The sequence below is a fragment of the Sphingomonas sp. BL-S-25 genome (assembly GCF_055521555.1).
The window spans coordinates 3,248,073-3,269,665 of sequence record NZ_CM145486.1; the positions used below are offsets into that span (position 1 = coordinate 3,248,073).

At 66.8% G+C, this 21,593-nt stretch carries 21 protein-coding genes and 1 pseudogene; 10 read left to right on the forward strand and 12 right to left on the reverse strand.

The genetic code is table 11. From position 1 onward, the window contains the following. Nucleotides 1-2 precede the first annotated feature (2 nt). Nucleotides 3-767, forward strand: a complete 765-nt coding sequence (locus tag ACZ1H8_RS15705) for an acyl-CoA thioesterase (protein WP_465178117.1) — start codon at nt 3-5, stop codon at nt 765-767. 63 nt (nt 768-830) lie between these two features. On the opposite strand, the gene ACZ1H8_RS15710 is transcribed toward ACZ1H8_RS15705, so the two are convergent. From ACZ1H8_RS15710 to ACZ1H8_RS15720, 3 genes are all read right to left on the reverse strand, one after another. Next, nucleotides 831-2,915: a S9 family peptidase gene (locus ACZ1H8_RS15710; RefSeq protein ID WP_465178118.1), complete on the reverse strand. Its 2,085-nt coding sequence runs from the start codon at nt 2,913-2,915 to the stop codon at nt 831-833. A 74-nt stretch (nt 2,916-2,989) separates the two neighbouring features. Next, entirely contained in the window at nt 2,990-4,525 is a 1,536-nt protein-coding gene (gene ubiB / locus ACZ1H8_RS15715; protein ID WP_465178119.1) for a 2-polyprenylphenol 6-hydroxylase, read from the reverse strand. Nucleotides 4,526-4,640: 115 nt separating this feature from the next. Beyond that, entirely contained in the window at nt 4,641-5,372 is a 732-nt protein-coding gene (locus ACZ1H8_RS15720) for a class I SAM-dependent methyltransferase (RefSeq protein WP_465178120.1), read from the reverse strand. Between the two features lie 92 nt (nt 5,373-5,464). Here ACZ1H8_RS15720 and mutM point away from each other — a divergent pair, with 92 nt between their 5' ends. The 3 genes from mutM to dnaA all read left to right on the forward strand — a co-directional run bounded on the left by mutM (nt 5,465) and on the right by dnaA (nt 8,463). Then, entirely contained in the window at nt 5,465-6,274 is an 810-nt protein-coding gene (mutM, locus tag ACZ1H8_RS15725; protein WP_465181409.1) for a bifunctional DNA-formamidopyrimidine glycosylase/DNA-(apurinic or apyrimidinic site) lyase, read from the forward strand. Between the two features lie 104 nt (nt 6,275-6,378). Continuing rightward, on the forward strand, nt 6,379-6,642 hold the full coding sequence (gene rpsT / locus ACZ1H8_RS15730) for a 30S ribosomal protein S20 (RefSeq protein ID WP_346246574.1): 264 nt from the start codon (nt 6,379-6,381) through the stop codon (nt 6,640-6,642). 444 nt (nt 6,643-7,086) lie between these two features. Continuing rightward, nucleotides 7,087-8,463, forward strand: a complete 1,377-nt coding sequence (gene dnaA / locus ACZ1H8_RS15735) for a chromosomal replication initiator protein DnaA (protein ID WP_465178121.1) — start codon at nt 7,087-7,089, stop codon at nt 8,461-8,463. 45 nt (nt 8,464-8,508) lie between these two features. Here the strand turns inward: dnaA and ACZ1H8_RS15740 are convergent, their stop codons facing one another. From ACZ1H8_RS15740 to secB, 5 genes are all read right to left on the reverse strand, one after another. Next, on the reverse strand, nt 8,509-8,760 hold the full coding sequence (locus ACZ1H8_RS15740; RefSeq protein WP_465178123.1) for a hypothetical protein: 252 nt from the start codon (nt 8,758-8,760) through the stop codon (nt 8,509-8,511). Nucleotides 8,761-8,937: 177 nt separating this feature from the next. After that, the gene (locus tag ACZ1H8_RS15745) at nt 8,938-9,741 is read right to left on the reverse strand and encodes a ThuA domain-containing protein (RefSeq protein WP_465178124.1); all 804 of its coding nucleotides are present in this window, start codon (nt 9,739-9,741) and stop codon (nt 8,938-8,940) included. Next, nucleotides 9,741-10,745 carry a tryptophan--tRNA ligase gene (gene trpS, locus ACZ1H8_RS15750; protein ID WP_465178125.1) on the reverse strand — a complete coding sequence of 335 codons (1,005 nt, stop codon included), beginning with the start codon at nt 10,743-10,745 and terminating at the stop codon, nt 9,741-9,743. Before trpS ends, ACZ1H8_RS15745 begins: the two co-directional genes overlap by 1 nt. Before the next feature lie 18 nt (nt 10,746-10,763). Continuing rightward, nucleotides 10,764-12,332, reverse strand: a complete 1,569-nt coding sequence (gene murJ, locus ACZ1H8_RS15755) for a murein biosynthesis integral membrane protein MurJ (protein WP_465178126.1) — start codon at nt 12,330-12,332, stop codon at nt 10,764-10,766. Between the two features lie 73 nt (nt 12,333-12,405). After that, nucleotides 12,406-12,906: a protein-export chaperone SecB gene (gene secB, locus ACZ1H8_RS15760; RefSeq protein ID WP_465178127.1), complete on the reverse strand. Its 501-nt coding sequence runs from the start codon at nt 12,904-12,906 to the stop codon at nt 12,406-12,408. 176 nt (nt 12,907-13,082) lie between these two features. Here secB and ACZ1H8_RS15765 point away from each other — a divergent pair, with 176 nt between their 5' ends. The 4 genes and pseudogenes from ACZ1H8_RS15765 to ACZ1H8_RS15780 all read left to right on the forward strand — a co-directional run bounded on the left by ACZ1H8_RS15765 (nt 13,083) and on the right by ACZ1H8_RS15780 (nt 16,612). After that, entirely contained in the window at nt 13,083-13,727 is a 645-nt protein-coding gene (locus ACZ1H8_RS15765) for a Tim44/TimA family putative adaptor protein (RefSeq protein ID WP_465178128.1), read from the forward strand. A 25-nt stretch (nt 13,728-13,752) separates the two neighbouring features. Continuing rightward, nucleotides 13,753-14,997: a murein transglycosylase A gene (gene mltA, locus ACZ1H8_RS15770; protein WP_465178129.1), complete on the forward strand. Its 1,245-nt coding sequence runs from the start codon at nt 13,753-13,755 to the stop codon at nt 14,995-14,997. A gap of 1 nt (nt 14,998) precedes the next feature. Continuing rightward, complete coding sequence (locus ACZ1H8_RS15775; RefSeq protein ID WP_465178130.1) at nt 14,999-15,592, forward strand: Smr/MutS family protein; 594 nt, start codon at nt 14,999-15,001, stop codon at nt 15,590-15,592. Nucleotides 15,593-15,830: 238 nt separating this feature from the next. Beyond that, nucleotides 15,831-16,612 (forward strand): annotated as a pseudogene (locus tag ACZ1H8_RS15780) (IS5 family transposase). A 348-nt stretch (nt 16,613-16,960) separates the two neighbouring features. Here the strand turns inward: ACZ1H8_RS15780 and ACZ1H8_RS15785 are convergent. Further along, entirely contained in the window at nt 16,961-17,308 is a 348-nt protein-coding gene (locus tag ACZ1H8_RS15785) for a hypothetical protein (RefSeq protein ID WP_465178131.1), read from the reverse strand. 316 nt (nt 17,309-17,624) lie between these two features. After that, a complete protein-coding gene (gene dapE / locus ACZ1H8_RS15790; RefSeq protein ID WP_465178132.1) occupies nt 17,625-18,743 on the reverse strand; it encodes a succinyl-diaminopimelate desuccinylase in 1,119 nt (372 codons plus the stop codon). Nucleotides 18,744-18,829: 86 nt separating this feature from the next. Between dapE and ACZ1H8_RS15795 the strand changes: the two genes are divergently transcribed. Then, nucleotides 18,830-19,192, forward strand: coding sequence for a hypothetical protein (locus ACZ1H8_RS15795; protein ID WP_465178133.1), 363 nt, complete (start codon nt 18,830-18,832; stop codon nt 19,190-19,192). 1 nt (nt 19,193) lies between these two features. Further along, nucleotides 19,194-19,640, forward strand: coding sequence for a cupin domain-containing protein (locus ACZ1H8_RS15800; protein WP_465178135.1), 447 nt, complete (start codon nt 19,194-19,196; stop codon nt 19,638-19,640). A gap of 16 nt (nt 19,641-19,656) precedes the next feature. Here ACZ1H8_RS15800 and ACZ1H8_RS15805 read toward each other — a convergent pair whose 3' ends face one another. Both ACZ1H8_RS15805 and ACZ1H8_RS15810 read right to left on the reverse strand, forming a co-directional pair. Then, nucleotides 19,657-20,322 (reverse strand): glutathione S-transferase family protein, encoded by a 666-nt coding sequence (locus ACZ1H8_RS15805; RefSeq protein ID WP_465178136.1) that lies wholly within the window; start codon nt 20,320-20,322, stop codon nt 19,657-19,659. 61 nt (nt 20,323-20,383) lie between these two features. Beyond that, nucleotides 20,384-21,520, reverse strand: a complete 1,137-nt coding sequence (locus ACZ1H8_RS15810; protein WP_465178137.1) for a zinc-binding dehydrogenase — start codon at nt 21,518-21,520, stop codon at nt 20,384-20,386. Nucleotides 21,521-21,593: the final 73 nt, after the last annotated feature.

Genomic DNA, 21,593 nt, shown 5'->3' on the forward strand with positions numbered 1-21,593 from the left:
GCGTGGCGGTCGCACAGGCCGCCGGGGGCGTCGTCCGGATGATCGACATGATCTTTCCGGGCGACGCCAACCATCACGGCACGCTGTTCGGCGGCATGGCGCTCGCGCACATGGACAAGGTCGCGTTTCTCGCGGCCTCGCGCCATGGCCGCGCGTCGTTCGTCACCGCCTCGTCCGAAAGGATCGATTTCGCGGCACCCGGCCGGGTCGGCGAGATGATCGAGGCGGTCGGGCGGGTGGTCCGGGTCGGCACCCGCTCGCTCGATGTCGAGGTCGAACTGACCGCCGAGGCGCCGGTCAGCGGCGAGCGCCGGCTCTGCACGCGCGGACGCTTCACCCTGGTGGCGGATCGCGGCCCGATCCCGCCGATCGGGACCGGGGTCGCCCCCGATGCCGGGGGCGGTGGCGTGCTGCGCTATGTCGACATCGTCTTCCCGCCCCAGACCAACCATTATGGCACGCTCTATGGCGGCGACGCGCTGAAGATGATGGGCAAGGCCGCCTTCCTCGCCGCCACCCGCCATGCGCGCGCGGTAATGGTGATGGCGGCATCCGACCGGATCGACTTCGTCGCGCCGATCCGCGCCGGCGAGATGGTCGAGCTTCAGGCGGTGGTGCGGATGACCGGGCGCAGCTCGGTCCGGATCGGCGTCGAGCTCTGGGCCGAAACCCTGGTGACCGCCGACCGCCGCCGCGCAGCGTCGGCCGAGTTCACCATGGTGTCGGTCGACCGCGACGGCCGGCCAAGGGCGATCGGCGCGGGGTGAGACGCCGGTCTGGTTGGGGGAGGCCGAGCAGGGCGCTGCTCGGCCAACCCTGCCATCAGCACCTCACTGACCGCTGCCCGGCTTCGCCCGATATTTGTCGAACCAGGCCAGGATCGCCCCCGCCTTCGCCGCCGATTGCGACGGGCGCGCGGCGATGCCGCCATGGCTGGCGCCGGGTACCTTCACCAGGGCTGTGGGCACGCCCCGGATCTGCAGCGCGGCATAGAGCTGCTCGCTCTCGCTCACCGGGGTGCGGTAATCCTCGCTGCCCACCACCACCAAGGTCGGGGTCGAGATCGATCCGACCACGCTCAGCGGCGAGCGCTGCCAATAGGACATCGGGTCTTCCCAGGGCAGCTTGCTGAACCAGTAGCGCGAAGTGAAGACGGTATTGTCCATCGTCAGCGCCTCGCTGATCCAGTTGATCACCGGCTTCTGTGCTGCCGCCGCCTTGAAGCGGTTGGTCTTGCCGACGATCCAGGTCGTCAGCACGCCGCCGCCCGATCCGCCGGTCACGAACAGATTGTCGGGATCGGCCACGCCCTGCGCGATCACCGCGTCGACCGACGCGATCAGGTCGTCATAATCGGGGCCGGGATAATTCTTGTTGATCAGATTGGCGAATTCCTCGCCATAGGAGGTCGATCCGCGCGGATTGACCGACAGCACGGCATAGCCCGCGCCGGCATAGAGCTGATTGTCGGTCGCGAACCAGGGGCCATAGGCGGTGTGCGGACCGCCATGGATTTCCAGGATCAGCGGCACCCGCGAACCGGCGACATAGCCGGGCGGGGTCGTCAGCCAGGATTCGATTTCGCGGCCGTCGGGCGCCTTGGCGGTGATGCGTCGCACCTGGCCGAGCGATTTGGCGCTTAAGGTCTCCTCGTTCAGCCGGGTCAGGCGGCGATCATTGCCGCCGCTGGTCACATGCACATCGGCGGGGCGCAGCGCGCTGCCGCCGGTAAAGGCGATCGCGCCGTTGCGCGCGACGGTGAAGCTGCCCCCGGCATAGGGACGGTCGAGCTGGGCAGGAGCCAGTTCCAGCGGCAGCTGGGTCAGCTTGCCGTCGAGCGAAACGCGCGCGACCCGGGCGATGCCCGACTTCTCATAGCTGACCAGCAGCGACCGGCCATCCGCCGCCCATAGCGCGCTGTCGATGCTGACGTCCGCGCCCGGCGTCAGCGACCGGGCGCCGCTGCCGTCGCGGTTCATCACATAGAGTTCGGTATTCTCGTAGCTGCGCCGCGCATCGTCGAAGCCGAGATAGGCGATGCGGCTGCCATCGGGCGAGATGACCGGCGCACCGTCCGGGCCGTCGCGCGTCGTCAGCGGGCGGATCGCGCCGCTGGCGATGTCGAGGCTGTACACTTCGGAGTTGAAGCTGCGCTCCCAATCCTTGCCGCGGATCGTGCTGAACAGGATCGAGTTGCCGTCGGGTGTCCAGGCCAGCGGTCCGGCATCGTGCATGTCGCCAAAGGTCAGCTGGCGCGGCGCGCCGCCATCGGCGGACACGATAAAGATATGGTCGAAGCCCGGCTTCACATAGCCGCCGCCGTCATTGCGGTAATTGACCTTGTCGATCACCTCCAGCGGCTCGGCCCATTTGGCGCCCTCGGGCTTGGCCAGCGGCTTGCCCAGCTTCATCCCGTCGCCGGGAACCGTCAGGATATAGGCGATCCGACGCCCGTCGGGGGGCCAGGCGATGCTGCCGGGCGAATCGGGCAGGCCGGTGATGCGCGCGGTCTCGCCGCGATCCATCCAGCGGACATGAAGCTGCGCGCCGCCGCCCTCGGCGGTCGAGACATAGGCCAGGCGCTTGCCGTCGGGCGACCAGCGCGGGCTCATATGATTGCCGGGGCCTGCGACCAGCGGCTCCTGCGCGCCGCTTGCAACGTCGATCAGCCACAGCGTCGACCGCGCGCGATCGGTCATGATGTCGTTCGATCGCCGGACATAGACGATCTTCGATCCATCCGGGCTGATCTGCGGATCGGTCGCGATCTCGAGGTCGAACAGATCCTGTCCGGTGAACAAACGATTGGGGCCCGCCGGCGCGGTCGCGGCGGGCGGGGCGGCGGGCGGCGCGGACTGGGCGAGCGCGGGAAGCGCGACCGAGCAAAGGGAAAGCGCGAGCAGCGGACGCAACATTGAAGAACCTCCCGTTCTGGAGGCGTCACAATGCGGATATCGGCGGGCCGCGCAAGGCCCGCCGCTCTACCCGGTTACCCCAGTGCCCAGACGGTTACCGCCGCAGTCATCGCCGCGCTCAGGATCGCCACTGCCATATAGCGCCAGCCGCCGATCACGCGGATCCGCTCGATCTCGCGCAGCGGTGGCGCGGGCGGCGCGCCGCCCGGCGTGGGATAGCGCGCCTCGATGTTGCGGATCAGCTGGGGCAGGCGGGCCAGCGTCTGGAAATCCTCGATCAGCCGGTCGGCGACCTTCGCCTCGGGGCCGAGCTCGGTGCGGATCCATTCGCGGATGAACGGTGCCGCCGATTCCCACAGGTTGATGTCGGGATCGAGCGTGCGCGCGACGCCCTCGACCATCACCATCGTCTTTTGCAGCAACAGCAGATGCGGCTGGGTCTGCATGTCGAAGTCGCGGGTGATGTTGAACAGCCCGTCGAGCATCGACCCGACCGACATCTCCTTCACCGGCAGGCCGCGCATCGGCTCGCCGACCGCGCGCAGCGCCGTGGCGAACTCGGCGACATTGTGATGCGGCGGCACATAGCCCGCCTCGAAGTGGATCTCGGCGACGCGGCGATAATTGCCGGTGATCAGGCCGTAGAGGATTTCCGCCAGCCACACGCGGGCGCGGCGGTCGATCCGGCCCATGATGCCGAAATCGATCGCGGCGATGCGGCCGTCGGGCAGGGCGAACAAATTGCCCTGGTGCATGTCGGCATGGAAGAAGCCGTCGGAAATCGCCTGGCGCAGGAAGGCGCGGATCAGCCGCTCCGCCAGCGCATGCATGTCGTGGCCGGCGGCGACCAGCGCCTCGCGGTCGCGCAGCTTGATCCCGTCGATCCACTCCAGCGTCAGCACCTTGCCGGTGGTGCGCTGCCAGTCGATCTGCGGGATATAATAATCCGGCTCGGCGGTCATGTTCTCGGCCAGCTCGGAGGCCGAGGCACCCTCGCGGCGCAGGTCCAGTTCGCGCGCGGTCCAGCGCTTGAACGTCTCGATGATCAGCCGCGGGCGCAGTCGTGCCGCTTCGCCGCCCATCGCCTCGACCTGCGCGGCCGCCCATTCATAGGTATCGATCGCCTTGGCGAATTCGGTCTCGATTCCCGGACGCAACACCTTGATCGCGACCCGCCGCCCATCGGTCGTCACCGCGCGGTGCACCTGCGCGATCGACGCGGCGCCGATCGGCTGCTCCTCGATCTCGGAGAACAAGGTTTCAAGCGGCCGGCCCAGGCTGGCGTGGATGCGTTCGCGAATCGTCTCGAACGGAACCGGGGGCAGCGCATCCTGCAGCCGCATCAGGTCGAGCGCGGCTTCCTCGCCGACCAGGTCGGGGCGGGTCGCCAGCGTCTGGCCCAGCTTGATCGCGGGCGGGCCGATCTCTTGAAAGGCATCGGCATAATGCGGCACTTTCGGGATGCGCGCGCCGAACCGCGCGATGCGCGCGAGGCGGCGCACCGGGCGCGGCGTGTTCGGGTCGCGCTCGATCCCGCGCAGCGCGCCATGCCGCGCGACGATCCTGCCCCATTTGAGCAGGCGCCAGAGATGGATTGCCGGTGCGGTCATCAATTCCCCTCCCGCTTGCAGGAGGGGCTAGGGGAGGGCGTGTAACCCAAGGGGGACAGGACAGGCCCTCCCCCGACCCCTCCCGCAAGCGGGAGGGGAGAAGAGAGGGAGGACATCAAATCTTCCAGCCGCTGTGGATCGCGACCAGACCGCCCAGCAGCGGCTCGACCTTCGTCTGCACGAAACCGGCCTCGCCGATCATCCGCTCGAACTCGGGCATCGGCGGGAAGCGGCGGATTGATTCGATCAGATAGCGATAGCTGTCGGCATCGCCGGCCAGCGCCTGGCCCAGCTTGGGCACCAGATGGTGCGAATAGGCGTCATAGACCTCGCCGAATCCCGGCCACTGGGTGGTCGAGAATTCTAGGCAGAAGAAGCGGCCGCCGCGCTTGAGCACGCGGTGCGCCTCGCGCAGCGCCTTGGGAATGTCGGTCACGTTGCGGATGCCGAACGCGATCGTATAGGCATCGAAGAACCGGTCCGGGAACTGCAGCGTCTCGGCATTGGCCTCGGTCCACACCAGCCCGTCCAGCCCGCGCTTGGCGGCGCGCTCCATGCCGACCGCCAGCATTTCCGGGTTGATGTCGGCGACGGTGATGTGCGCCTCGCTGTCGACCATGCGAAAGGCGATGTCGCCGGTGCCGCCGGCCATGTCGAGGATATGCTCGCCCTTGCGCGGCTTCACGCGGCGCACGAAGCGATCCTTCCACAACCGGTGCAGACCGCCCGACATCGCGTCGTTCATGAGGTCGTATTTGGAGGCGACATTGGAAAAGACGCCGCGAACGCGTGCGGTCTTTTCCTCGGGGGCGACGTCTTCGTAGCCGAAGGAGACGGTGTCGGACATGGCGCTGCTCTAGCGAGGCGGGGCAGGGGTGCAAAGCCAATTGAGCCGCCGGGGTGACGGAAAGCTGTCCACGCACCTATATCCGCGCGGCAATGCCCGAACTTCCCGAAGTCGAGACGACCGTCCGCGGTCTCGCCCCCGTGCTGGAGGGCGAGCAGATCGTCCGCGTCATCCTCAATCGCGCCGACCTGCGCCGTCCCTTTCCCGAGGGACTCGGCCAGCGGCTGACCGGTGCGCGCGTCACCGGCCTGGGGCGGCGCGCCAAATATGGGCTGATCGCGACTGATCGCGGCGACACGATGATCTTCCATCTCGGCATGTCGGGCCGCTGGCGAATCGATCCCGCCGATGCGCAGGCGCATGATCACCTGATCCTCGAGACCGCACACCACCGGCTGGCGCTCAACGACCCGCGCCGCTTCGGCTCGGTCGATCTGGTGCCGACCGACCGACTGGGCGAATGGCCACCCTTTCTGGCGCTGGGGCCGGAGCCGCTGGGTCCCGACTTCACCGCCGCGCATCTCGCGGCGCGGTTCGAGGGGCGCATCGCCCCGATCAAGCAGCTGCTGCTCGACCAGCGACTCGTCGCCGGGCTGGGCAACATCTATGTGTGCGAGGCGCTGTACATGGCGCGGATCGCGCCGACCCGGCCGGCGGGACAGGTGAGCAAGGCGCGACTGGCGAAGCTGGTCGACGCGGTGCGAGGGGTGCTGGAGGCGGCGATCCGCGCCGGCGGATCGACGCTGCGCGACTATGCCCGCCCCGACGGCGAACTCGGCTATTTCGCCAAGGACTGGCAGGTATATGGGCGAGAGGGCCAGGCTTGCGGTTGCGGCGGAAAGGTGGAAAGGCGCGTGGACGGCGGGCGTTCGACCTTCTGTTGCCCCAGGTGCCAGAAGTAGCGACGCAGATGGTTGACCCGAATCGTCTCAGACGCTAAGGGGCTCGCCTTTCCCGGCATGGGCTTGGTCCGTGCCTTTCTTAGATAGAGCAGGAACCAGACGGCATGGCGAATACGCCGCAAGCGAAGAAGCGTATCCGGCGTAACGACCGCCGCGCAGAGATCAACGGTGCGCGTGTCAGCCGCATCCGGACCTATGTGAAGAAGGTCGAGAGCGCCCTGGACGCCGGCGACAAGGCTGCGGCGACCGCCGCGCTCGCCATCGTCCAGCCCGAACTGGCCCGCGGCGTTGCCAAGGGCGTGTTCCACAAGAACACGGCTTCGCGGAAGTATTCGCGCCTGAACAAGCGCGTCCAAGCGCTCGCTTAAGCGTCACTTTACCGTAACAAAATACCCGTCGGGCGCGCGCCCGGCGGGTTTTTTGCGTCTTCTTGCAGCTACTTCGGCCGCGAATCGCAGCGATCCTCGCTAAGTCACGGAAACACCGCGATTCGGTCTGTCACTAACCTGCCATAATGCGCAGATGATCGTATATAATCGTTACGATTCAAGTGCTTATTAAATAGTTGGACGGATTTCCTAGGGTTCGGCGAGTCAAGCGATCTATTTCAGAATCTTTACAGGCCGCGGCCTTGTGCGACTCAAAAAAAGCCGCCTAGAACGACCCTCCCGGCGGCGTACTGCACCGGGGTCATAGCGAGTTTCGAGCATCCCACGTCGGAAGTGATTCCGGCAATGGGATTGCTTGTGCCCGCAACGGATCGAACGCGGAGGGGGCAAGATGCTCCGCGGTCAGGAGGGGTGGCGAAACAAATGGCGGAAGTGCGAGCCTTGGAAACGAACGACACCATCGCGGTTGCGAAGGCCTGGGCCCATGTCCGCGCCAATCTGCGCCGCTCGGCCGGCCAGCGGCTGTTCGACCAGTGGCTGAAGCCGGTCGAACTGGTCGACGAGAGCACGGCCGAGATCGTCCGCCTGGGCCTGCCGTCCGCCTTCATGGCGCAGTGGGTGCGCAACCATTATGGTGAGCGTCTCCTGCTCGAATTCCGCGCGGTGCTGCCCGACGTGGTCAGCGTCACCGTCGAGGCGATCGAGGAGCAGGCCAAGCGCGTCCTGACCGCCGAGGCTCCGGTGCTGGCCGCAGCGCCGGTCGCGGTCGGCGAGCGCCCGGCCTTCGATCCGCGCTTCAGCTTCGATCGCTTCGTCGTCGACACTACGAATCGCGTCGCGTTCAACGCCTCGCTGACGCTGGCCGGCGCGGGCAATCCGCTGTTCAGCCCGCTCTATCTTCATTCGGGCACCGGGCAGGGCAAGACCCACCTGATGAACGCGATCGGCCAGGCCTTCCTGGCGGCGAACCCGGGCGCCACGGCGATCTATATGCCGGCCGAGCGCTTCATGTTCGAATTCGTTCAGGCGCTACGCGCTCGCGACACCCACGCGTTCAAGACCCGGCTGCGCTCGGTCGACCTGCTGATGATCGACGATCTTCAGTTCATCGGCGGCAAGGACGCGACCCAGGAAGAGTTCTTCCACACGGTCAACGAGTTCATGGGCGCCGGCAAGCGGCTGGTGGTTGCCGCCGACCGCGCGCCCCAGGCGCTCGAGGGTTTCGAGCCGCGGCTGGTCAGCCGCCTGGGCTCGGGCTTGGTCGCCGACATCCAGCAGCCGCAGCTCGACCTGCGCCGTGCGATCCTGATGGCGAAGCTGAAGGACATGCCGCAGGTTGCGATGCCGGCCGACGTCGTCGAGTTGCTCGCCGCCCGCATCACCTCGAACGTTCGCGAGCTGGAAGGCGCGCTGAACCGCCTCGTCGCCTATGCCCAGCTGAATGCCGAGCCGATCACGATCGACTTCGCGACCCAGACGCTGGGCGAGGTGCTTCGCGCCACGCAGCGCCGGATCACGATCGACGAGATCCAGCGCGCGGTGTCGAGCCATTTCGAGGTCAAGCAGATCGACCTGATCTCCGAGCGCCGCGCCGTGGCGATCGCCCGTCCGCGTCAGATCGCCATGTATCTGGCCAAGCGGCTCACCACCCGCTCGCTGCCCGAGATCGGCCGGAAGTTCGGCAATCGCGACCATTCGACCGTGATCCACGCCGTCCGCCGGATCGAGGATCTGCGCGGCAAGGACATGGAAATCGACAGCGCGGTCCGCACCCTGATGCGCCAGCTCGAAAACGCCTGAGCCTGGCCGCCGGTCCTCGTCAGGAGGACCGGCGCCATCTAGGACTCAGAAGCAGATCGTGTAGCCCTGCCTCGGGTCGTAATAGCACCCGCCGCCCTCGGCGATGGCCGCGCAATATTCGACGTGAAAGTTGATGCAGTCCGCATAGCTGGCAAAGCCGGCGCTCGCATAGGTCGAGCAGGCCGCATCCGAGCTGCGTGAGCAGAACAGGTCCTGGGCCTGGACGGACTGGGTGAACAAGGTCTGGCCGCTGATCGCTGCGGCAAGTGCTAGTGAAAAGCTGAGTTTACGGCGCATGCTGTCCTCCGATATCCCCCCCGCGATACCGGACAGTACACGTGATTCCTGGCGCATTGTCTTCCTGGATCGTGTCCATATTGACGGACATCTCGCTGGAATGCCGGGAATTTGAGGCGTGAACTGGGTCGCTGCCGAACCCCGACTCACGTCGTCGTCCGGACGGTTGGACCTGGATCAGCGTGTATCGCACCCCTTGCCAGCCTTGCGGCCTGCCCAGGCGATCGCCCCGTCGAGCATCCGCACATGCGCCGGGTCGCGCCAGGTTTCGGGGCGATGGCCGAGCGCGGAATAGAAGATCCGTCCGCGCCCCTCGCACCGCCACCAGATCAGCGCATGCCTGTCGCCCATCACCTGCTTCGGCTCGAACCGCATGCCGGTCTCGTCCAGCCGCGCCAGGATATGCGCGTCGGCGCGCGGCGGGCTGGCATAGGCATAATATTCCTCGGTCCAGCGCCAGCGCCGCGGCAAGTGTCGGGTCGCCGGGTGGCTGCGGTCGAGCAGGATCAGGTCGCCGGTCTGGAACTGGTCGGCGCCGCCGGGATGCCCGGTATAGGCACCGGTGCCGATCATCCGCGAATACCAGTCGGGATGGCTGCCGTCGCCGGCGCCGTGCAGCGCGACAAAGCCATGCCCCGCCGCCAGCCAGGCCTCGAACGCCTTGCGCTGATCGGCCGACAGCAGGTCGCCGGTGGCGCTTGCGAACACGATGACGTCGAACTGCGCCAGCGATTCGGGGGTGAAGACCGCGCTGTCCTCGGACGCCACCGCCCGCCAGCCGCGCTTTTCGGCAAGCTGGGTCAGCGCGCGGACCGCGTCCGGGATGCTGTCATGGCGAAAGGCGGCCGTCCGGGTGAAGATCAGCACCGCCCGCCGAGCGTCCGGCCGCGCTGCTTCCGAGGGGGCAGCGCCATCCTGCGCCGCCACCGGAGAGGCGATCGCAGCGAACGCCGCCGCCAGGGCAAGTGCCGCGCCGCGCATCAGACCTGCAGCCCCACTGCCTGCTGCGCCGCCCTCAGCGTCGGCGCCGCCAGCGCCTGCGCCTTGGCCGCACCCTTGGCGAGCTCGGCACCCACTGCTGTACGATCGTTCAACAACTCGACCAGCCGCGTGCGGATCGGGCTCAGGATCGACACCGCCAGGTCGGCCAGCGCCGGCTTGAACGCGCCGAAGCCCTGGCCGGCAAATTCCTCGACCACCGACTGCGGCGTGCGATCGGACAGCGCGGCGAAGATCGTGACCAGGTTGCGCGCCTCGGCCCGCTCGGCCAGCGCGTCGAACGAGTCGGGCAACGGCTCGGCATCGGTCTTCGCCTTGCGAAGCTTGGCGACGATCGTGTCGTCGCTGTCGATCAGGTTGATCCGCGACAGGTCGGACGGGTCGGACTTGGACATCTTCGCCCCGCCGTCGCGCAGGCTCATGATCCGCGGCGCCGCCTTGCTGATCAGCGGCTCGGGCAGGGGGAACAGCTCGACGCCGAAATCCTGGTTGAACTTGGTCGCCACGTCGCGGGTCAGCTCCAGATGCTGCTTCTGGTCCTCGCCCACCGGAACATGCGTCGCCTGATAGACCAGGATATCGGCCGCCTGCAGCACCGGATAGGTGAACAGCCCGACGCTGGCGCCGTCGCGATTCTTTCCCGCCTTGTCCTTCCACTGCGTCATGCGGTTCAGCCAGCCCATCCGCGCGGTCCCCTGCAGGATCCAGCACAATTCCGCATGGGCGGGAACGCGCGCCTGGTTGAACAGGATCGAGCGGTCGTCGATTCCGGCGGCCAGCAGGGTCGCCGCCATCTCGATCGTCGAATTGGCCAGCTCCTGCGGCGTGACGGTACCCGTCAGCGCGTGGAGATCGGCCAGGAAGAACAGGCACTCGCTGCCCTGCGCTTCCATCTCGTCCTGCATCGCGACCCACTGCTTGATCGCCCCCAGATAATTGCCGAGGTGCAGATTGCCGGTGGTCTGAATGCCCGAAAGGATGCGCATGAAGTTTTCCTGGTTGAACTAGGCCTTGGCCCCGCGCTTGCGCATCAGCGACTTGAGGTCGCCGATCGTGAAGGCGCGCGTCACGAAGCAGGCGATGCCGTAGATTGCCGTGCCGCCCGCGACAAGCACGCCGAGCGCGAGCGAGCGGATGAGGAAGGTGCCGGTCAGATAGGGATCGAGCAGCCGGTCGAGCCCGAACAGCGCGGCGCCCATCAGCACCGCCGCCAGCGCCAGCCGCGGCAGGCGGCGGACCAGGCGGCTGTCCGCGGCGAAATGCCCGCGCTTGCGCAGCGTGGCATAGAGCAAGGCGACATTGACCAGCGCGGCGAGCGCGGTGGCGAGCGGCGGGCCGACATGGCCGATCCAGGGGATCAGGATCAGATTGCCGACCAGGTTCACGCCGATCGAGATCGTCGCATAGCGCACCGGCGTCTTCGTATCCTCGCGCGCATAATAGCCGGGCGTCAGCACCTTCACGAGGACATAGGCAGGCAGGCCGATCGAGAAGGCGGCGAGCGCCCAGGCGCATTTCACCGTGTCCTCGGCGGTGAAGGCGCCGTGCTGGAACAGGCCGCGGATGATCGGCTCGGCCGAGATCATCAGCGCCGCCATCGCCGGCAGTGTCAGGAATAGCGCCAGCTCGATCCCGCGATTCTGCGTTTCCATCGCCTCGTCCTGCTTGCCGCTCGCCAGCAGGCGCGACAGCGTCGGCAGCAGGATGGTGCCGAGGCCGATGCCGATCAGGCCGAGCGGCAGCTGATTCAGCCGGTCGGCATAATAGATGTACGAGATCGACCCTGCTTCGAGCATCGATCCGGCGAGCGCGGTCGAGACCAGCAGATTGATCTGCGTCGCGCCGGCGCCCAGCGCGGCGGGGAGCATCAGCTTCATCAGGTGACGGACATCGTCGTCGACCTTGGGCATGCGCAGCCGCAGCCGCACGCCCGCACTGCGGCAGGCGAACACCAGCCAGGCAAGCTGCAACACGCCGCCCGCGGTAACCGAGATCGCCTGGACCCGCGCGGTCTCGTACGGATCGGCGCCGTGAAAGAAGAGCAGGCCCGCGATCATCGCCACGTTGAGCAGGATCGGCGCGGCGGCATTGACCCAGAAGCGGTTGAGCGAGTTGAGGATCCCGCCCAGCAGCGACACCAGGCTGATCAGCGCGAGATAGGGAATGGTGATCCGCGACAGGGTGACGGCGAAGGCGAATTGTTCGGGCGTGGGATCGTTGAACCCGCCCGACAATGCCCAGGTGACCGGCCAGGCGGCGATCAGCATCACGACGGTGAAGACGACCAGGATCGGGAACAGCACCGACAGCGCGCGTTCGGCAAAGAGATAGCCCGCCGATGGGCCGCCACCCTCGGCCACCCGCTTGTTGAACATCGGGATGAACGCGGCCGAGAACGCCCCTTCGGCGAACAGCGCGCGGAACATGTTGGGCAGGCGGAAGGCGACGAGGAAGGCGTCCGATGCGAAGCCTGCGCCGACAAAGGTCGCCTGGAGCGAGTCGCGCACCAGCGCGAGGACACGGCTGACGAGGGTCAGCCCACCGACCGAACCCAGGGTTTTCGCAAGGTTCATGCGGCTCTCGTCATGGGGAGTTCGGAACGAGGGACGGCGAACGCACGCGCCACCGTCCCCGCAACCGGAAGGCTCAGGCCTCTCCGGCGGTTTCCTGGGCTGCCAGGGCAGCCTGCTGCTCGAGGCGCTGCAGATACAGGCCGCCGAAATCGATCGGCTCGAGCATCAGCGGCGGGAAGCCGCCGTCGCGGACGGCGTCGGCCAGCACGCGGCGGGCGAAGGGGAACAGGATGCGGGGCGCTTCGCCCAGCAGGAACGGGTCGACCTGGTCGGCCGGGATGTTGCGCAGGCCGAACAGGCCAGCGAAGCTCAGGTCGACGACATAGGCGACCTGATCGCCGAAGCTGCAGCGTGCATCGATCTTGAGGACGACCTCATAGACTTCCTCGCCGACCTGGCCCTGGCCAATATTGAACTGGATATCGACCGCCGGGTTGGGCGACTGGACCTGATAGATGGCCGGAGCGTTGGGATTCTCGAACGAGAGGTCCTTCACATATTGCGACAGGACGCCGACTGCGGGTGCCGTGTCTTCGCCATTTGCAACGGGCTCGCCAAATTCGGGCTCGGCCATCAGATATTTCCCTTTTCGTCCGGATAGTTTCGCGCACGCCGCGCGTTGATGCGAGCGCCGCGCCTAGCAGGGGCGTCGCAGCAGTTCAACGGGCCCGTGGGTGGATGGCACGGCGCCGATTTGAAAGACGGGGCGCTTGCGCCTATGTAACGGGTAACGAGCTTTTCGGAGGCAAGGTGACTTCAATCATTCTGTTCGCGTGTGTGGCGGCTTTCTTGGCGCTGCGCCTGTACGCAGTGCTCGGCAAGCGTACCGGGCACGAACAGCCCTTGCCCAAGGCTGCGGAGGACCGCGCGCCGATCCCGCCGATGCGCCAGACGGTCGAGGCGGTGCCCGAAGTGCGCGAGCCCGGCAGCCGCAATATCGATCAGGGTGCCGAAGCGGGTCTGCGCTCCGTGATCGCTGCCGATTCGAGCTTCGATGTCGCCCAGTTCCTCGAAGGATCGAAGGCAGCCTATCGCATGATCCTCGAAGCCTATTGGAAGGGCGACGAGGAAACGCTGGGCTGGTTGGTCGATGACGAGGTCCGCGAGGGCTTTTCCGCCGCGATCGCCGAGCGGGCGGCCGCGGGCCATGTGCTCGAGAATCGCCTGGTCTCGATCGAGCGTGCCGCGATCGTCGCCGCCGCGGTCGAGAATCGCGTGGCGCGGATCGCCGTCCGCTTCGATGCCGATATCGCGTCGGTCACCCGCGACAGCGACGGCAATGTGATTGCCGGCTCCCTGACCGACGCGGTCGAGACGCACGAGGTCTGGACCTTTGCGCGCAGCCTGCGCAGCGAAGACCCCAACTGGAAGCTGGTCGAGACCGACGACGCCTGATCGGCGAAGACGAGGGGGGTCGGGAATGCGTGCAATCGGGGCCACCCTGGCGGTGGTGCTGCTCAGCGGCTGTTCGGCAAGCGGGATCGGCAGCCCCGGCGCGCCGGTGACGCCCGGAACGCCCGCGCCGCCGCGCGTTGATCCGCCCGTCTATCAGCCGGTTCCCGCGACTCCGATGACCCCTGCGCCGGCAACCCCGCCGGCCACCGCGAAGACCGGCATCCAGGCCGGCGTGCTCGCCGGTCCGCCGGTTGCCGACCTGCCGATCACCTTCGCCGGCGCCGAGCGCGCGCTTGCTGCCTATCGCATCAGCTGTAACGCGCTGCAGAAGCGCACCGATGCCTCCGGGCTGACGCGCGGGACCGACTGGGCCGAGAGCTGCGCCGCGGCGAAGGGCTGGACCGGCGATTCGCTGAGCTTTTTCAAGACCTATTTCGAAGCCGTGCAGGTCGGCGACGGCAAGGCGCACGCGACCGGCTATTACGAGCCCGAGATCGCCGGATCGCGCGACCGCCGGCCCGGCTATGACGTCCCGGTCTATGCCAAGCCCAGCGACCTGTCCGAAGTCGATCTGGGCCAGTTCGCCGACTCGTTGAAGGGCCGCAAGATCCGCGGCCGGGTCGAGGGCAAGACCTTCGTCCCCTATTATGAACGCGCGCAGATCGAGGCTGGTGCGATCCGCGACACTGCGCCGATCATCGCCTGGGCAGCCGACCCGGTCGAGATGTTCTTCCTCGAGGTCCAGGGCTCGGGCCGTCTGCGCCTGCCCGATGGCGGGGTGATGCGGATCGGCTTCGCTGGCCAGAATGGCCGCGACTATACCGGCATTGGCAAGCTGATGCGCGACCGCAACCTGCTCGCCCCCGGCCAGGCGTCGATGCAGGGCATCATGGCCTGGCTTCGCGCCAATCCCGAGGAGGGACGCGCGATCATGAACGAGAATAAGAGCTTCGTGTTCTTCCAGGAGCTGAAGGGTGCCGGACCGCTGGGCGCGATGGGCCTGCCGGTCACCGGCCTTGCCAGCGTCGCCACCGATCCTGCCTTCACGCCGCTGGGCGCGCCGGTGTTCCTGTCGATGGACCGTGCCGAGGCGACCGGCCTGTGGGTAGCGCAGGATACGGGCGGCGCGATCAAGGGATCGAACCGCTTCGACACCTTCTGGGGCGCCGGCGATGAGGCCCGCGCGATCGCGGGCGGCATGAATTCGCGCGGCACCGCGTGGCTGTTGCTGCCGGTCGGCACGCTGGCCCGCCTCAACTGCGGCCAGTGAGGTGAGCCGAAACGGGCGCAAGCTCGCGCCCGAGGAAGCGGCGCTGTGGCGCAAGGTGATCGCCAGCGTCCGGCCGATGACGCCGCCGCGCCCGGTGGCGACCCATGCGCCGCCCGCGCCGATCGAGACCGGACCGCCGCTGCCCAAGCCAGCCAAGGCCAGGAAGCTGCCGTTGCCAAAGGCTGCGCCCCCTCCCGTCGTCCCGCCAAAGCCCGCGCGCGTCCCGGCGGCATCGGCGACGCTCGACGCGTCCTGGGATCGCCGCCTGTCGCGCGGTCTCGTGTCGCCCGAAAGCTCGGTCGACCTGCACGGCCATAGCCTCGCCTCCGCCTATGACCGGCTCGATCGCGGGCTGGAGATTGCGCTGGGCAGGGGCGACCGCGTCCTGCTGCTGATCACCGGCAACCCGCCCGGACCCGAATCGGAGCGCCCGCATCGCCGCGGCGCGATCCGGGCGGCGGTCGGCGACTGGCTCGCTGGATCGCGCTTCCACGACCGCATCGCCGCCGTGCGCGGCGCGCATCCGCGCCACGGCGGCAATGGCGCCCTCTACATCGTCCTGCGCCGACCGCGCCCGCCTGGCGGCGCCTTCTAATCTAATAGAACGCGGCAAACCTCAACGGTGCACAACCGTCCGGTCGTGACACCTATATCTTCACGTCGTGAGAGGACCGGTCGCAGACATGCAGCATTTGACCGCTTGAAACGGCCAGGCCATTTTGATGCATCGCTTTATAGCTTTGCCTCCAAATAATGACCTAGGTCGTGTTGACAAAGTGGATTCCCAAACGACCTGATCTCTGATTCAAGGCTGCTCTTTGCAGGGGGCGGCGATGGCGCGTGGCGATCTGACGGACGAGGAATGGTCGGTGCTCGAAGGGCTGCTGCCGTCCGAGCGAGGCCGAAAGGCGCGCCCTGCCCATGACAATCGGCGATTTCTAAACGGGATGCTGCATGTACTGCGGGTTGGCTGCCCCTGGCGCGACATGCACGAGCGCTACGGCAAGTGGAACTCGGTCTATGTGCGGTTCCGGCGTTGGGCGGAACAAGGCGTCTGGGATGCGATGCTGGCCACGCTGGTCGAGTTCGGGCTGACCGACGACTGGCAGCACATGATCGACAGCACCACGGTTCGCGGCCATGTTTCGGCAGCGGGCGCTAAAGGGGGACTCATAAGGAGGCTTTTGGTCGATCACGCGGCGGCTTTACGTGCAAAGTCCACGCCCGTTGTGACAATCAGGGACGCCCTCTTGGCTTCATCCTGACTGGCGGGGAGGCATCGGATTATAGCGCTGTCGATGACCTCATGGCGTTGCCTGTCGACAAGCCCAAGGCGCTGCTGGCCGATAAAGGGTATGACGGCGATGCGGTCCGGGCGAACCTGTTGATGCGCGGCATCCTGCCGATCATCCCGCCAAAGGCCAACCGGCGCGAACACATCGCCTGCGACTTCCGTCGATACCGAGACCGTCACCGCATCGAGCGCATGTTCGGCCACCTCAAGCATCAACGCCGCATCGCCACCCGCTACGACAAAACCGCGCTGTCGTTCGCCAGTTTCCTCAATCTTGCCGCTATCCGCAGGTGGTTGCCTAACTTTGTCAACAGCGCCTAGATTTCCGCGTTGAAAAAGCGCTCTAGTGAGTCCTCGGTCATGAGATGATCGTTCATGGACGCAGGCACGTTGAATATTGATGGCCGCCATCCTTGTTCGAGCTGCTAGCTCAACACTCCATGCTCGATGTCGCCCGTCTATCGTGATCGTCAGAGAAAAGTGTCATTTCGAACCGGCTTGGAACGAGATGGGCCCAAAGCCGCCAACCGTTCTGCTGTCACAACCGAGCGGCTCTGACAGCGTCGCCCCTGTGATGTGTAGAAGGCAGGCCCTATACCACGGGCTGCGGCGATCACGGGGCGGGCCGTCCGCGTCCGAGATGGAGGCCAGCCAAGGTCAACCGACTGCCTAGCCGTTACAGGCCGTCGCTTCCTTGACCATCGCTTCCGCTTCCGCATCTGCTGCGGAGCTTTGGACACGCCCTCGAAGCGTATCGAGGATGCGCCGTTGATCGACCCCTACTTCCTGCGCCGTCTTCTTGAGCGAAGCGGCTTCAGACAATACGGACTTGCTCAGGTCGTTCAGCTTCGTGCGCAGCGCCGCGCGATCTTCATCTCCGAGAGATGGATGAAAGTTCGCTACGACCAACACTACCATTTCGCACTTGATCAGCTCATCATATCGAGCAGCCGGTGAAGGTGCTGGCGAGCAACTGCAGAGCGCGAGCCCCACCGCCAGCATATGCGCAACTTTCACCGATTTCCCCCCGTAGTGCATAAATCGCCGTTAGGCCAAATCCTTAAAGGAATGCTGATGATGAACCTTTGATTTTCAAGATCTGAAGAATGCACGAGTTTCCACGATGCGGTAAATCGAGAACTGACAGCCCCGACTTTGATCGCATTGAAAAGGCCTTCTCCCCTCAAGGCCATGCTGCGCTAGGCGGGCGAACGTACCGTCAGCGTCTGTGGAGGTTGATCGGTAGGCTCGGCGAGATCTTCCAGCCCGCCGAACGTGCAACTACTTCAGCTGGTGTGAATAGACCCACTCGAAAGGCCGATGCGCCCTGCCTCTAGGCGAAGACGCGCCTCAGGATCTCGGCATAGGTGCGCGTCAGCGCTTCCAGATCCTCGATCGCGACTGCCTCGTCCAGCTTGTGCATCGTCGCGTTGATCAGGCCGAACTCGACCACGGGGCAGAGTTTCGACAGGAAGCGCGCATCCGACGTTCCGCCCGAGGTCGACAATTCGGGCCGGATGCCCAGCATCGCCTCCGCCGAATCCTGGATCAGCTGGGAGAAAGCGCCGGGTTCGGTCAGGAACGCCTCGCCATAGACGGTTCCCTTGACGACCGCGCTCGGCGCGTGGCGCAGCACGATCTCGCGGACGCGCTCGACCAGGTCGGCGCCGCGGTGGAGGTCGTTGAAGCGGATGCTCAGTCGCGCGCTGGCATGGCCGGGAATGACATTGCCCGCCGGATTGCCCACCGTCATGTCGGTCGGCTCGATGTTCGACGGCTGGAACCAGTCGGTCCCCTCGTCGAGCACGATGTCGTCGATCTCCTTGAGCGCGCGGACCAGCCGCGGGATCGGATTGTCGGCAAGGTGCGGATAGGCGACATGGCCCTGGCGCCCGGGCACATCGATCCAGATCACCGTCGATCCGCGGCGCCCGATCTTGATCGTGTCGCCCAGCCGCTGTGCCGAGCTCGGCTCGCCGACCAGGCACAGATCGGGGATCAGGTCGCGGGCGCGCATATGCTCGATCAGCGTCGGCGTGCCATAGGTGGCGGGGCCTTCCTCGTCGCCGGTGATGACCAGGCTGATCGTGCCGGGCGCGTCATGCCCCGCGACTGCGGCGACGAAGGCGGCGATCGATCCCTTCATGTCGACCGCGCCGCGGCCATAGAGCAGACCGTCGCGCAGCTCGGGCCCGAACGGATTGCTCGTCCAACCCTGGCCGGGCGGCACCACGTCGAGATGGCCGGCAAAGGCAAAATGCGGCCCGCCGCTGCCGCGCACCGCGAGCAGATTCTCGACCGGGCCGTCGGGTGCTTCGCCTTCCAGGAATCGCTCGACGCGAAAGCCCAGCGGCAGCAGTGCCTGTTCGAGGACGTCGAACACCGTGCCGGTCGCCGGGGTCACGCTTTCGGCGGCAATCAGCGCCTTGGTAAGTTGGATCGGATCGGGCAAGATATCCTCCTGGGCCGCCCCGCATTGCAGATGCGCGGCCCATGTTACAATCCCGCGCGTATCGGCGGGCAGTGGAGATCGATCGAATGCTGTTCAGCCTGGCCCTCGCACTGGCGACGGCCCCCGTTCAACAGGGCAAGCAGGCGGCGCCGGCCGAGCCGCCACCGGCGCCCGGTGTCTGCCGCGCGGTCGCCGATCGGCTCGACAAGGTCGTCACCAACGCGCTTGCCTTGCTCGACGAGGATGCGAAGGCGACGTCCAAGGGGCGCGCGCCGCGCTATGACAATGACGCCCGCGGACGGATTGCCCGCGATCTGGAGGCGGACCGGACGCGCAACGCCGCGATCCGCAAGCGCCATGCGAAGGCGGCGACCCCGGCGGACGTCAAGGCTGCGGCCGACATGCATCTGGGCGAGCTGACCGCGATCGCCGGCCGGTGCGCCGCCTGACATGCCGAAGCTGGACCTCGATTCGGTCCCGCAGACCAATGCCACCGGTTATCCGCCCGAACATGCCGCGCCGGTTCAGGGGCGCTGGTACCGCCGTCTGGCGCCCGCGACCGGCATCGAGGATTTCGGGGCAAGCCATGTCACGCTGAAACCCGGCGCCTGGTCGTCGCAGCGCCACTGGCACGAGGGTGAGGACGAGCTGGTCGTCATGATCGCCGGAGAGGCGGTGCTGGTCGACGAGGATGGGGAAACGGTGATGCGGGCCGGCGACATCGCCGCGTTCCGCAAGAATGACGGCAACGGTCATGTGCTCCAGAACCGCAGCACCGCCGACTGTGTCTTCGTGGCGATCGGCCGGCCGAGCGCGACCGACTGCCACTATCCCGATATCGACATGCACCTGTTCGAGGGGACCGGCTTTCGCCGGAAGGACGGCAGCGCGTTCTGAATGCGCTGCCGTACCGTCAGTCGGTCGGTTCCATCTCGAATTTCTCGATCACCCAATCCTCTTCCTGCGCGCCGGCGATCCAGTCCTGCATGAAGGGGTGCTGGATCACCGCATTCATATAGGCGGGGGCGAAGCGGGCGACGGGCAGCGAATAGGTGATGAAGCGGGTGACGACCGGCGCGAACATGATGTCCGCCGCGCCGAAATCGCCGAACAGGAAGTCGCCCTCGCCGCCATAACGGGCACGCGCCTGCGCCCACAGCTCCATGATCCGGCCGATATCCTGCAGCACGTCGGGATCGGGTTGCTTCGCCGGATAGCTCTGGCGGATGTTCATGCTGTGCTTGCGGCGCAGCGCGGCGAAGCTGGAGTGCATCTCCGCCGCCATCGACCGCGCCATCGCGCGCGCCGCCGGATCCGTCGGCCAGAAGCGGCTGTTGCCGGTCTTCTCGTTCAGATGCTCGATGATCGCCAGGCTGTCCCACACCACGGCATCGCCGTCCCACAGGATCGGAACCTTGCCCGACGAGGGGGCGAATTCGTCCCCCTCGCGGCGCTTGTCCCAATTCTGGTCGTAGAGCGGGACGACCACTTCCTCGAACGCGATTCCCGACTGCCTGCAGGCGAGCCAGCCGCGCAGCGACCAGGACGAATAGGCCTTGTTGCCGATGATGAGCTTCATGGGCAGGCTCGATAGCCGGGGCAGGGAAGGGCGGCAACCGCGACAGGCAGCATCGTTCGCCTCACCGCGTGGGATCGATCAGGAACTTCTCGCCGGTCGCCTTGCGCGAATAGGCGAGCAGCGTGGTCGGATCGAGCGCGTCGCGCAGCGAGATCGTCGCGGTGTAGCGGCTGGCGAAGGTCGTCTTGATCTCCGCGCGCACCCGGTCGCGCATCCGCTTGGCGGTCTCCGCGCCTGCCTTTTGCAGGAACGGGGTCAGCAGGAATCCGCCCACGCCCCAGGCGAAGCCGTAATTGCGGTCGAGATGCGTCGGGCCCAGGTCGAGCGCGCCATAGATATAGACCTGCTTGTGGGTGTTAGACCCATAGCGGTTATAGGCATCCATCTTGCGCTGCTCGGCGACTTCCATCGCGCGCAGGATGCGGTTGGCCAGCGTGCCGCCGCCGATCGCGTCGAACGCCAGCGTCGCGCCGGTCTCGGCCAACGCATCGACCAGCTTCGCGTCGAAATCGTCCTTGGTGCTGTCGAGAATATAGGTGGCGCCGATGTCGCGCAGGATCGCGGCCTGGGCATCGCTGCGCACGATGTTCACCAGCTTGACGCCGTCGGCGATGCACACGCGGTTGAGCATCTGGCCGAGGTTCGACGCGGCCGCGGTATGAACCAGCGCGGCATGGCCTTCGGCGCGCAGCGTCTCGACCATCGCGAGCGCGGTCAGCGGATTGACGAAGGCGGACGCACCCTCGGCCGGGGTCGTGTCGTCGGGCAGGAGCAGGCATTCCTGCAGCCGGGCGATGCGATATTCGGCCCACATCGCGCCGCCGATCACCGCCACCCGCTTGCCGAGCAGCGCCTCGCCGCCGTCACCCGCGGCGATCACCGTGCCGGCGCCCTCGTTTCCGACCGGCATCGACTGGTCGAGCCGCGCAGTAACCGCGGCCAGCCGCTGCGGCGCGACCGTGGCGGTCAGGGTCGGGCGATCGACGCTGCCACCCCCCGTCGCGCTCGACAGGTCGGCCGGGCCGGTCAGCAGGAACAGGTCGGACGGGTTGATCGGCGCGGCCTCGATCCGGACCAGCACTTCGCCCGATTCGAGCGGGCGGATCGGAACCTCGGTCAGGTCGAGCTTCAGCTGGCCGTCGGAAGTGATCGTCGAGCGCAGTTCGAGACCGGAAGTGGGTACGGACGGCTGGGACATCGGGGGGCTCCTTCAGGCGAAACAATGCCGGCGCGTCTTGGGGCGCCGGTCGGGGGCGGGCACGATAGCGCGA